This window comes from Actinoplanes sp. NPDC049316, from assembly GCF_040677315.1.
Taxonomy (GTDB): Bacteria; Actinomycetota; Actinomycetes; order Mycobacteriales; family Micromonosporaceae; genus Actinoplanes.
The window spans coordinates 173,468-185,265 of sequence record NZ_JBFAQM010000003.1; the positions used below are offsets into that span (position 1 = coordinate 173,468).

Below are 11,798 nucleotides of genomic sequence, written 5' to 3' on the forward strand. Positions count from 1 at the left end.
CCGGTACGCCAGAGCAGACTGCGCACGCCGGCGCCGCGAAAGGCGGCAGCGTGATGACGATCCGTCCGGACGACCGCCCCCGGCCCGGGGATCCCTCCCGCGGGGCCTGGACACCCGGCGCCGCCCATCCGGGACGCCCGCCCGAGCCCCATGAGGCACCCCCGCACTGGCTGCTGTTCGGCACCGATGCCGGCCGGGCGGTCGCCGAGGCCGGCCTGAGCGCTGTCGGCCGTGCCATCCTGCGGGCCGCGCCGCGCGGGGACGGCCACCCCGTCGTGGTCCTGCCGGGCCTCGGCGGCGGCAACTCCTCGACGATCGTGCTGCGGCACACGCTGCGCCGGCTCGGGTACGCCGTCCACGGCTGGAGCCTGGGCCGCAACCACGGCCCGACCGCCGACGTGATCGAACACGTTCCCGCCCTGGTCAGGGAGCTGGCGGACCGGTACGGCCGGCGGGTCAGCATCGTCGGCTGGAGCCTCGGCGGCATCTACGCGCACGCCGCCGCCCGGGCGAACCTGGACCGGGTCCGGCAGGTGATCACGCTGGGCAGCCCCATCCGGATGACGCACCCGGCGCAGACCCACGCGATGGGCTACTACAACCTGCACGCCCACCGGCACGTGCCCGAGCACCTGCTGCCCCCGTCGGAGGTGGACCAGCCGCCCCTTCCGGTGCCGGCCACGTCGATCTTCTCCCGCTGGGACGGCATCGTCTCGTACCGGGCGTCGATGCACCCGCCGTACGAGCGGCACGAGAACATCGCCACCGTGAGCAGCCACTTCGGCCTCGGGCAGCATCCCGCCGTGCTGTGGGCGGTCGCCGACCGGCTGGCCCAGCGGGAGGGGACCTGGCAGCCGTTCGAGCCGCCCACGATGCTGATGCCGCTCTTCCCGCCGCCGCCCCGAGCGGACGACTGACCGGAACCGGCGAGGCCTCCGCCTCTACCGGCGTGCCTCGCGGCCGCGGGACCGTGGTCGTGGGAGGGCACGGCTGTGGGCGTACACGAGGAACTGGCGGAGGCTTTCGCGAACCTTGCGCGGGATCTGGCCGTCCTCGGCACCGACGACGTCGCCCGGTGCGTGACGATCACCGCGCCGCAGCTCGTCCCGGGCTGCGAGGACGCGGCGATGTGCCTGCTGGACCGGCACGGCGGCACCGTGCCCCTCGCCGCCACCGGTGAGCGGGCCGCGCTCGCCGACCGGATCCAGCACGAGGCCGGCGACGGCGCCTGTCCGGCCGCGATCCGCAAGGGTGTGGCCCGGGCGGTCCCGGACCTGCTGGACGCCGAGGGGTGGCCGGTGACGGGCCGGCGCGTCGCGGACGCGACCGGCATCCGGTGCCTGCTCGCGCTGCCCCTCGTCGCCGGCACGGATCTCCTCGGCGCGCTCACGCTCTCCGGCGGGACGCCCGGTGTCCTCACCGCGCGCGGCGCCCCGGCGGCGCGGATCCTCGCCGTGCACGCCGCGCTGGCCCTCGCCGGCGCGACCGCCCGCCGGCGCACCGCCGAGCTCACCGAGGCGCTGCAGTCCAGCCGGTTGATCGGCATGGCGCTGGGCGTCGTCATGGCCCACCGCCGGTCGACGCCGGAGCAGGCGTTCGACGTCCTCCGCCGGGCCTCCCAGCGGAGCAACCGCAAGGTGCGGGAGGTGGCGGCGGAGATCGTCGAGACGGGCCAGGTGCCCGGCGGTCACCGGACGCGGTGACGGGATCGCTCACCTCACCGGCCGGTGAGCGCCGAGATCCGGCCTCCGGCGGAGCGGACCTGCACCAGCAGGGTGGTCGCGTGGCCGGTGAGGGCCACGCCGATCGGGCGTACGCCCCGGGCGTCCGGGCCGGCGCCGATCGTTCGCACGGTCCAGCGGCCGGCGGCCCGGGACGCCACGACTGCGGCGGCGCGGTCGGGTGCCGACCACGCGGCCGCGAGCCGTCCCGGCGCCGCGGCGAACACGGGCTCGCTGCCCGCGCCGGGGAAGACACGTACGGTGCGGGGGCCGGCTGCCGGGGCGCCGACCAGGACGGCGCTGTCCGGCTCCTCGTCGACGGCCATGCCGAGCCGCCGCCAGGCCACCCAGGTGCGCGGGCCGCTGGTGGCGATGACCGGGGACACCGCGGCGGGCTCCGGCGCGGCCGGGACGCTGACCCGCTGCGACCAGCGTCCGTCCGGGGTGGCGGCGCCGTACCGCAGCTCGTCGTTCTGGACTCCGGTGACCGCGCCGGCGATGTCCCGGGACCAGACCAGCATCGCCCCGGCGGGCGCTCCCGACCGGCCGGTACGCAGCGCCAGCGACGGGCGGCTCTCCTGCTGTGCGGGGGAGGCGGCGGTGATGCGCCGGGCGCTCAGGGCCCCGCCGATGGTCTTGGCCTGGAAGAGCGTGGTGGCCGGGGCCGACGACTGCGGATCGGGCAGCGCCTGCGCCCACACCGCCCACCAGCGCCCGCCCGAGGCCACCAGCGAGGCGCCCTGCACGCCGCTGGCCACTGCCGAGCCCTCCAGGCGGGACAGGGTGCGGGGTGCCGACCAGGCGCCCGCCGCCGAACGCCGGCCGAGCCGTACCTGGTCGTAGCCGTTCCCGCCGAGGAAGAGCACCCAGGCGCCGGTGCGGTCGGCCGCGGTCGCGAGGACATCGCCCCGGTACGGGCTCGGCTCGCGTGACCACCGCCGGCCGCTGCCGTGGAAGTACCACATCCCGGCGTCGGCGCAGGTGCCGCCGGAGAAGGCGGCGAATCCGTGCAGCTCGCCGCGGGGACCGACGGCCGCCGTGGCCGTGGAGAAGTCCGGGGCGCACGGTGGCTCCAGCACGGTCACCGGCGTGGACCATCCGGAGCGGGCGGCGATCGGCGCCGGCGGAAGGCTCCGGACCGCACCCGGCGCGGGCGCCGCGGCCGACACTCCGGCGAGAAAGGCGGTCGTCAGGGTGGCGAGAAGAGAATGCCGGATGAACATGGTCATCACCTCGTTCGCAGAGCAGGGATCGATCGCACCGCCGGTGGCGGACCGTCGTACGGTCCGCCACCGGTCTTGCGTGCTCAGCCGATCAGGTCCGGGCGCTCGGTCACCCGGATCGCGTTGATGATCGTGGCGCCCCTGCGGCTGACCAGCCGCAGGTTGAGCTGGCCGTCCGTCACCGTGACCGTCAGGTTCCGGTCGAGGGCGGTGAAGCTCCCGGCGCTGCCGGCCACGTCGAGGGCGGGCAGTTCCAGCCGGTCCTCGGCGATGACGTCGAAGAGCCGGGTGTTCGGCAGCCGCTGCTGGAGCTCGGCGAACTTCAGCTCGACGCGGTACGTGCCGTCCGGCACGTTGTCGAAGCGGTACTCGTACGCCCGTTCCCGCTGGTCGCGGTAGAGCTCCTGGTCGGCCGTCCCGGCGATGGGCCGCCGGGTGGAGCCGACCTGGTCCAGGTTCGCCAGGTAGCCGTATCCGCCGGGCGCGTACGCCCGGTCGGCCTCCCACCGGTCCTGCAGCGTGTCGGTGTACGCGCCGCCGCCGGCATTGAGGGCGGCCTGGTAGCGCGGCACGACGAGCTTCACCGCGACGGCGAGCGTCGGGTCGCGACCGCTGTCGCTCTGCACGAACACCGTGGCGCCGTAGCGTCCCGGTGCCAGCCCGGTGGTGTCGACGGCGACCGTGAGCTGCTGTGTCTGTCCCGGTGCCAGCGTGCCGCCGGCGGGCGTGACGGTCAGCCACGGCACGTCGGTGAAGTTGGGCAGCCCGCTGTCGATCAGCGAGACCCGCGACGGCGATCCCTGGGAGACGTACCACAGGTTGCCGCCCGGGTCCGTCTCCAGGCCCGCGCCCGTGTAGGCGTTGGTGTCCGGTGGCGCGAGCGTGCTGAGCGTCTCGCAGGTGTCCGGGTTCAGCGAGTAGATCCGGTCGCTGTCGCTGTTGGTGGCCATCCACAGCCGGCCGAACGCGTCGTTCCAGGCCAGGCCCGAGATCGTCGGGTCCGCCGGGGAGCAGCGTCCGATCAGCGCACCGGCGTCGGGATGCCCCGGCCCCTGGACGTGGTAGATGATCCCCTCGTTCCAGCCGCCGATGTAGAAGCTGTCGTCGTCGGCGCGGTAGGCCAGCCCTCGCTGCGAGGTGGAGGTCCAGCCCGCTCCGGTGATGTGCCGCTCCACGGCCCCGGTACGCGGGTTCCAGCAGTAGATGCCGTTGTCGCCGCCGACCGCCACCTGGCAGACGAGTTGTGCGTCCGGCACGTACGCCATGTCGGCCGCCCACTCGCCGGACCACGGGGTGGCCCAGGCCTCGCCGCGCGGGGTGCCGTCGGTGGTGTAGCTGCCGTTGCGGCCGCCCGGCGGGTCGGAGACCCAGATGACCGAGCGTTCCTGCCCGATGCCCCAGCCCAGTTGCTGGCCGGTCGCGGGCCACGAGCTCAGCACGTCGCCGGTGGCCAGCGTGCCGGTCGCCGGCGGGACGCCGGACGTCAGGCCGCGGCTGGTCCGGGCGTCGGCGTCGAAGCCCGGCTTGCGGTCGGCGCGGGTACGGGCCGGTGCCACGGCCGCGCCGCCGCCGGACTCCTTGATCGCCCAGTCGGTGGTCGCGGAGCCGGTGTTGCCCAGCGTCAGGGTCCGCTGCCGCTGCTGTCCGGCCGGCGCGACGATCTCGAGCTCGCCGGGCGTCACGGTCACACGGGCGGTCCGCAGCGCGAAGTCCTTCGCCACGATGCCGCCCTCACGATCGAGCGTCACCTGCGCCTGCGCGGTCTGGTAGTGCTCCCGCTCCACGCGCAGCGTGGCCGTCCCGACGTGTATCCGCACCTGGTAGCGACCGTCGCCGCCGGTCCGCGCGGTGCGGTCGGCCTGTCCCGCCTGGACGACGGTGACCTGTGCACCGGCAACCGGGGCGTTGTCGTTGGCGTCGGTGACCGTGCCGCCCACCAGGCCCGTGCCCGGCACGGTGATGAGGATCGCGGTGTCGTCGGCCAGCACCGGCTGGTCGGAGGAGTACTGCAGGGCCGACGTGCCCCGCTCGTTCTCGATGCCGACGGTGGCCGAGGCGCCGCGCTCCGCCGGGTCGTCGCCGATGCCGCGGTACTGCAGCAGCACCCTGCCGTCCTCGAAGAACACGATCTCCGCGGTCACCCGGGCGCTGGTGCCCACGCCGAGGATCCATGCGTCGCGCCACTCGACCGCGAAACGCCGGTCGGGGGCGGTGCCGGTGAGCCCGGTCCGCACGGTGGCGCCGTCGCTGACCACCAGGTCGTCCCAGAAGGCGTACACGGCGCCGTTGGGCTCGTCGGTGCTGGGGATGGGCTGGTTGCCCAGGAACGGCACGGACGACGTGAAGCTGACGAAGCCGTTGGTCGTCACGTACCCGGAGACGTGCTGCTGGTCGTACAGGGTGACCGGGAAGGGCAGGGTCAGCGGCGCGCTGGCGTCGTCGCCCTGCAGCGGCAGCACAGTGCCGGTGTCCACCCAGTCGGGTGTGACCGTCGTGCAGATGTGCCCGATGTCGTCGGAGCGGTGCGGCATCGTCGCGTCCGCCGTCACGTCGCCCTCCACGTGGACGTGGAGGTGCTGGGCCAGCAGGCACTGGCCGCGTTCGACGGCGAGGTCGTACTCGCCCTCCGGCACGTCGGTGATCCGGTATTCGCCCTGCGCGTCGGTGGTGACCGGCGGCAGCGGCGTGTCCAGGACCCGTACCGTGGCGCCGGCGACGGGTGCGCCGGTGTCGTCGCGGACGTGCCCGCTGATCACGTGCCGGGCTGAGACCTCGAGGTCGAAGTCCTGCGTCGTGGTGGCGTTCTCGGCGATGTCCACGCTCTCGTCGTGCGGGCGGTAACCGAACGCCCGTGCGGTGGCGGTGTACCGCCCGACGGGCAGGTTCGCCAGCGCGTACCGGCCGTCGGCGCCGGTTTGTGCCGTGCGCGTCTGCGGCCCCTGCACGGTGACCGTGGCGTCGGCCAGCGGCCGGCCCGCGGAGCTCACCGTGCCGGCCAGGCCGCCCACGGGTCCCCGCGGCGAGCGGGTGACGGCCTCGTACGCGTCCAGCCGGCCCTCACCGAAGACGTTGTTGTCCTGCGGGGTGCCGCCGCACTGCTGGTTGTCGGTGTCCACGGCGGTCTGGTCGAGCAGGGCCGTGGTGCCGGCGACGTCGCCGCGCAGCGCCCGGGCCGCCGACCACATGAGGGCGACGGTGCCGGTGACGTGCGGCGTGGCCATGGAGGTGCCGGACCACGACTCGTAGCGGCCGCCGGGCACGCTGGAGCGGATGTTGTCGCCCGGCGCGGTGACGTCCGGCTTGGTACGCCCGTCCAGGGTCGGCCCGCGCCCGGTGAACCAGGTGGCGGCGTTGCCGGAGTCGAAGGCTCCGACCGCGTACGTGTTCTCGTAGTCGCCGGGGGAGAAGGCCGTGTTGCAGAGGCCGTCGTCGTTGCCGACGGCGAAGGTGGAGAAGATGCCGGCGGCCCGCCAGGTGCCGACCATGTCGGCGTAGAACGGGTCACCCTGCACATTGGAGCCCCAGGAGTTGTTGATGATGTCCGGGGCGAGGTCCGGGCGCGGGTTGTTGCCGGACAGGTCCGTCGGCGCCACCATCCACTGGCCGGAGGCCAGAAGTGCCGACAGGGAACAGTCGTTGGTCTCGCAGCCCTTCGCGGCGATCCACTTCGCGCCCGGTGCGACGCCGATCTGGTTGCCCGCGCCGTCGTCGCCGAGGATCGTGCCGAGCACGTGGGTGCCGTGACCGACGTTGTCGCAGGGCGTCTCGGACGGGTCGCCGCAGACCTTCGAGGGGTCGAACCAGCTGTACTGGTGGTCCTGGGTCGTCGGGGTGCCCGGCGCGGCGGCGCCCCGGTACTGCTTCGCGATGGCCGGGTGGTCGTACTGGGCGCCGGTGTCGATCGTGCCCACCACGACGCCCTCGCCGCGGACGCCGTACGTGCGCCACACCTCGGGGGCGCGTACCCGGTTGATGTTCCACTCGGTGGCGGAGGTGCCGGCCGGCTTCTTGGCGATCGGCTGCACCACCCGGTAGCTGCGGTCCGGCACCACGTCACGGACCTCCGGCCGGCGGCGCAGCTCGGTCTGCAGCTCCTTGGTCCCGGTGACCTTGATGGCGTTGGTGATCCAGTACGGGGTGTACGCCGCCTTCCGCTCGTCGAGCAGGCGTCGTAGCCCCGCCTGGCTCGTGTCGGCGTTGGCCTTCGCCGTCCGGTAGACGTAGCCGGTGCGCCCGGCGTGATCCGCCCGCGCCGGCGCGCCGCTGAGATCGGGCCGGCTCTTGAGCAGCACGAAGAACGTCGACGTGGGGCCCGCCCGGGTCGGGTCCGGCGGGGCGGCCGCGCTGGGCTGTCCCGCCGTGAGCGGCATGGCCAGGAGCGCTGCCAGGGCCGCGGTCCAGGCCCACCGCCGCTTCGGTTGTGCGGTGAGTTCCATTTGCTGTCCCTTCCGCTCGTAACTTCCAACCCAGGGTTGGGACGTCACGGAGCGGACTGTAGGGACCAAAGACCGGTAAACCCGCCGATCTACTCGGTGGGTCGGAAAGGTGATTGAGGGTGCAAATAGGGCCCCCGGTCAGACCGGGCAGACGGCGTACGTGTCGCGCAGGTCTTCCGGTGCCATCGCCCGGCCGAAGTGCCATCCCTGGCCGAGGTCCACGCCGATGGTGCGCAGCGCGGCGGCGTCCTGCGCGGTCTCCACGCCCTCGGCCACGACTTTCGCGCCGGTGGCGCGGCCCAGCTCCACCAGCGCGTGGGTCACCACGGGCAGGACGGGGTCGGCGGCGACGCCCGTGACGATGCTCCGGTCGAGCTTGATGACGTCGGGAGCGGTGACGACAATGTGGCGCAGGGACGAGAAACCGGCCCCGACGTCGTCGATGGCCAGCCGCATGCCGGCCGCGCGCAAGGGCCCTAGGGCAGCCTTGAGCTCGTCGTAATCCTCCACCGGGTCGTGCTCCGAGAGCTCGAGCACGATGCGGTGCAGCGGCAGCCGGCCGAGGAGGTCCGTGCACTCGGGCGTCAGCAGCGTCGCGGGGGAGACGTTCATGGTCACGTACCCGCTCACCCGGGCGATGTGGCCGGCGGCGCGGTGCAGCGCGAGCAGTTCGAGGCGGTGGCCCTCGCCGATGAGGTGCGCGTCGGCGAAGCAGCGGTCCGGCGGCAGGCCCCACGCGGCCGGGAAGCGGCTCAACGCCTCCGCGCCGGCCCGCTCTCCGGTGGTGAGGTCGACGACGGGCTGCAGCAGCACGGCCGGGCCGCCCGTCTCGATCACCGGGAGGATCCGGGCCGCGATCTCCTGCGCCCGGGCCCGCCGGCGGACGTCCGGCTCGATGAGCAGCGAGGCGGCGTGCGACAGGACGTCCATCAACGCCTTGTCGCGCTTGGTGAGCTGTTTGTCGGCGAGGAAGCCGGCGGCGCAGAAGGTGCCGTACACGGTGCCGTCGCTGAGCACGACCGGTACGGACACGAAGCTGCGGATCCGCGGCATCCGCGCCGACGGCAGCTTCATGGCCTCCGGGAAGTCCTTGACGTCCGGCATGACCGGGGGCAGCTTCCCGTCCATGATCGCCTGGCAGAACGAGGTCGCCTGCGGTTGCGTGTTCCCGTCGCGGAACACCAGCGGCACGGACGACTCGACCACCTCGAGGTGCTGCGTGGTCCCGTCCATCCGGGTCATGAACGCCAGGCTCAGGCCCAGCGACTGCCGCGCGGTCTGCAGCAGCTGAGCGATCTGCTCGGCTGTCTCGGTGCGGTTCCTGCGCACGGCGTCTCCTTCGCGGCGGTGTCGACTCCCATCGACCGTGGCACCGCCCACCTGAGAAGGGGCTACCATATGCGGCGAAACGGACTTTCTGCGCGATGGTTCCTGCTACCGCGTTGCACCCGTCCCGGGCGGAGCCCGCTACCCGGGAACCGCACGATGAGGCACTGCCGAGCCGGTCGGACGAGCGGAAGGGGCCGATCATGTCGCCGACCCGAGCCTGGCGCGGCTCGCGCTGGGTGACCGGACTGCTCGGCACCCTGCTCGCCGTGCTGTCCGGGGCCGCCGTGTGGGCCAGCTGGCGGCAGACCGACACCGTCGCCGACGTGGTGGCCTCCAGCGCCGAGACCGACGCCTACCAGCAGGCGGCCTACCTCGCCGCCGACGAGATGGCGCTGCTGCAGGCCTCCTTCTGGGATCCCGGCGGCCCGGCGCGACGCCGGATACCCGAGGTCAACCGGCAGGTCGACGAGGCGATGGCGCGGATGGTCGCCGTCGACGACAGCTCGGACCGGCAACGGTCCCGGGTGCTCAAGCAGCAGCATCTCAACCTCGGGCCGGACATCGCGTACTACCTGCAGCAGATCGACCGGCACGACCAGGCGGGGGCGCGGCGCACGCTCAAGACCGTCATCGAGCCGTCGTACGCACGGATCACCAGCCGGCTCATCGCGGTGCAGAGCGAGCGGCTCGCCGAGGCCACCCGCAACCAGGCCGCCGCCCGCGACTTCTCCCGGCGGCTGCTCGCCGGCAGCATCGTCGTCTTCGCGCTCGGGCTGGCGGTGCTGAACCTCTTCGGATGGTCCGTACGCGCGCACCGCCGCCAGATGACCGCGCTGGCCGCCATCGACGCCCTGACCGGCCTGCCCAACCGGGTGGCGTTCCTCGCCGCGGCCGGGCTGGCACTGCCGGAGACGCCGGACGCCGACGGCGCGAAGGCGCCGCCGCCCACGGTGCTGCTGGTCAACCTCGACGGCTTCCGCGCGGTCAACGACCAGCTCGGCCACGGCATCGGGGACCGGCTGCTGATCGAGTCGGGCCGCCGGCTCACCGGCGCGGTCCGCGAGGGCGACTTCGTGGCCCGGCTCGGCGCGGACGAGTTCGCCGTCCTGCTGCGCGGCCGCTCGGACTCCGACGAGGCCCTCGCGGCCCGGCTGACCGCGGCCTTCGACGAGCCGTTCGCGCTCGACGACTTCACGGTCGACCTGGAGATCAGCATCGGCGCCGCCACCGCGCAGCCGGGTGACCAGGTGACCACGCTGCTGCAGCACGCCGACATCGCCCTGCACACCGCGAAGCTCGACCACACCGGATTCCACCGCTACACCTCGGCGGCCGACGACACCGCGGCGGCCCGGCTGAGCCTGCTCGGCGACCTGCGCCGGGCGCTCGACGACTCCGGCCAGCTGATCCTGCACTACCAGCCGCAGATCGACCCGGCCGACGGGTCGATCGCCGGCGTCGAGGCGCTGGCGCGCTGGCGGCACCCGGTCAAGGGCATGGTCAGCCCCGGCGACTTCATCCCGGTGGTGGAGAACACCAGCCTCATCCACCGCTTCACCGACCGGGTCCTGTCCCAGGCGCTCGCCCAGGCCCGGATCTGGCACGACAGCGGGTACCGGCTCTCCGTCGCGGTCAACATCTCCGCGCACAGCCTGCTCGACGCGCGCTTCTGCGATCGGGTGGCCACGCTGCTGCGCGAGGCCGGCGTGCCCGGCGAGATGCTCTGCATCGAGATCACCGAGAGCTCGGTGATGCGCGACCCGGCGGTCGCGATCGAGGCGCTGCGGCGCATCCGCTCCCTCGGGGTACGCACCTCGATCGACGACTACGGCACGGGCTACTCCTCGATGAGCTACCTCAAGCTGCTCCCGGTGAACGAGCTGAAGATCGACCGCTCGTTCGTCTGCGACATGGCCACCGACGCGAGCAGTCACGCGCTGGTGTGCTCCGCCGTCGAACTCGGCCACAACCTCGGCCTCACCGTGGTCGCCGAAGGGGTGGAGGACGCCGCCTCGGCCGACGCCCTGCGCGAGGTCGGCTGCGATCTCGCGCAGGGGTACCACTTCGCCCGGCCGATGGACGCCGACGCGCTGACCCGGCTGCTGCGGACCGAGGTGACGCGGCAGCCGGCGTGACGATCAGTCCACGTCGTTGGTGAGCAGCCCGTACGCGGCCGGGTCGAGCTGCGCGGCGTCCTTCGGGACGGCGGGCACGGCGGTGCTGCCGTACCCGGTGACGTTGATGACCAGCGGCGCGCCCGGCGCCTCCGTGGGGGCGTCCGACGGGATCGCCGAGGGCGCCGCCGAGGCGGGCGCCTGCAGCGCGCCGGGCACGTGCACGGTGATCCTCGTGAGCCGGCCCTGCCCGTCCAGGGCGGCCTCGAACGGCATCGCGCTCGCCCGCGGCCCGTAGAAGTAGTACGGGTCGTTCGCGAACAGGCCCAGCTCCGGGTCCACCTTCGTGCCGTCCAGCGTCCCGGTGACCGAGGTGCCTGTGCTCTCGGCTGACACGACGGCCCCGACCAGCGCCGAGACCCCGGTGACGTCGGGCTGCCCGGCGCTCGGCACCGGGGGCAGGGACTCCATGCCGCTCAGGTCGTCCTCGGCGGCGGCGGCCCGGAGGCGCTTCTCGTCCGCGTGGACCCAGTGCTTGCCGTCGAGCTGCGCCATGACCTTCTTGGCGGCCTTGATCTCGGCGGCCTGCGCGGCGGTGGCCTTGCCCGCGTACTCCTCGTAGAGCTGCCCGTACCGTTCGTAGCCATCGGCGTGGATGCGGTAGCGCATGTAGAACTCTTTGCCCGAGCGCAGGACCGTGGGGCCGTACGGCTGCTCCATCAGCGAGCCCTCCGGCAGGTGCACGGCCCCGCTGACGGTGCCGCCCTCCTGGGTCCGCGTGAACGTGTAGTTGCCGTCCTTGAACCCCTGCAGTGACTGCTGCAGGACCGGCTTGCCGTCGGAGGCGGCGCCGGCCTGCCCGGTAGGGGTGCCGTTGGCGCAGGCGGCGAGGGTCAGCGCGGCGGTGACGGCGGCCGCCGCTGGGGGGACGATCTTCCGGAGGACCATGGCGGGCACTGTAGGCGAGCGGATCAA

The 11,798-nt window shown here is 73.5% G+C and carries 7 protein-coding genes; 3 read left to right on the forward strand and 4 right to left on the reverse strand.

From position 1 onward, the window contains the following. The first annotated feature begins 53 nt into the window (after positions 1 to 53). Together AB0K03_RS06085 and AB0K03_RS06090 are read left to right on the forward strand one after the other, a co-directional pair. Positions 54 to 917: an alpha/beta hydrolase gene (locus AB0K03_RS06085; protein ID WP_364681174.1), complete on the forward strand. Its 864-nt coding sequence runs from the start codon at positions 54 to 56 to the stop codon at positions 915 to 917. Between the two features lie 75 nt (positions 918 to 992). Next, a complete protein-coding gene (locus tag AB0K03_RS06090; protein ID WP_364681177.1) occupies positions 993 to 1,703 on the forward strand; it encodes a GAF and ANTAR domain-containing protein in 711 nt (236 codons plus the stop codon). 14 nt (positions 1,704 to 1,717) lie between these two features. On the opposite strand, the gene AB0K03_RS06095 is transcribed toward AB0K03_RS06090, so the two are convergent. The 3 genes from AB0K03_RS06095 to AB0K03_RS06105 all read right to left on the reverse strand — a co-directional run bounded on the left by AB0K03_RS06095 (position 1,718) and on the right by AB0K03_RS06105 (position 8,709). Further along, positions 1,718 to 2,944, reverse strand: a complete 1,227-nt coding sequence (locus tag AB0K03_RS06095; protein ID WP_364681180.1) for a hypothetical protein — start codon at positions 2,942 to 2,944, stop codon at positions 1,718 to 1,720. An 83-nt stretch (positions 2,945 to 3,027) separates the two neighbouring features. Next, on the reverse strand, positions 3,028 to 7,380 hold the full coding sequence (locus AB0K03_RS06100) for a S8 family serine peptidase (RefSeq protein WP_364681182.1): 4,353 nt from the start codon (positions 7,378 to 7,380) through the stop codon (positions 3,028 to 3,030). A 138-nt stretch (positions 7,381 to 7,518) separates the two neighbouring features. Continuing rightward, positions 7,519 to 8,709, reverse strand: a complete 1,191-nt coding sequence (locus AB0K03_RS06105; protein WP_364681185.1) for an EAL domain-containing protein — start codon at positions 8,707 to 8,709, stop codon at positions 7,519 to 7,521. Positions 8,710 to 8,909: 200 nt separating this feature from the next. Between AB0K03_RS06105 and AB0K03_RS06110 the strand changes: the two genes are divergently transcribed. Beyond that, positions 8,910 to 10,844 carry a bifunctional diguanylate cyclase/phosphodiesterase gene (locus AB0K03_RS06110; protein WP_364681188.1) on the forward strand — a complete coding sequence of 645 codons (1,935 nt, stop codon included), beginning with the start codon at positions 8,910 to 8,912 and terminating at the stop codon, positions 10,842 to 10,844. Between the two features lie 3 nt (positions 10,845 to 10,847). Here the strand turns inward: AB0K03_RS06110 and AB0K03_RS06115 are convergent, their stop codons facing one another. Continuing rightward, entirely contained in the window at positions 10,848 to 11,771 is a 924-nt protein-coding gene (locus AB0K03_RS06115; protein WP_364681191.1) for a hypothetical protein, read from the reverse strand. Between the last annotated feature and the right edge of the window lie 27 nt (positions 11,772 to 11,798).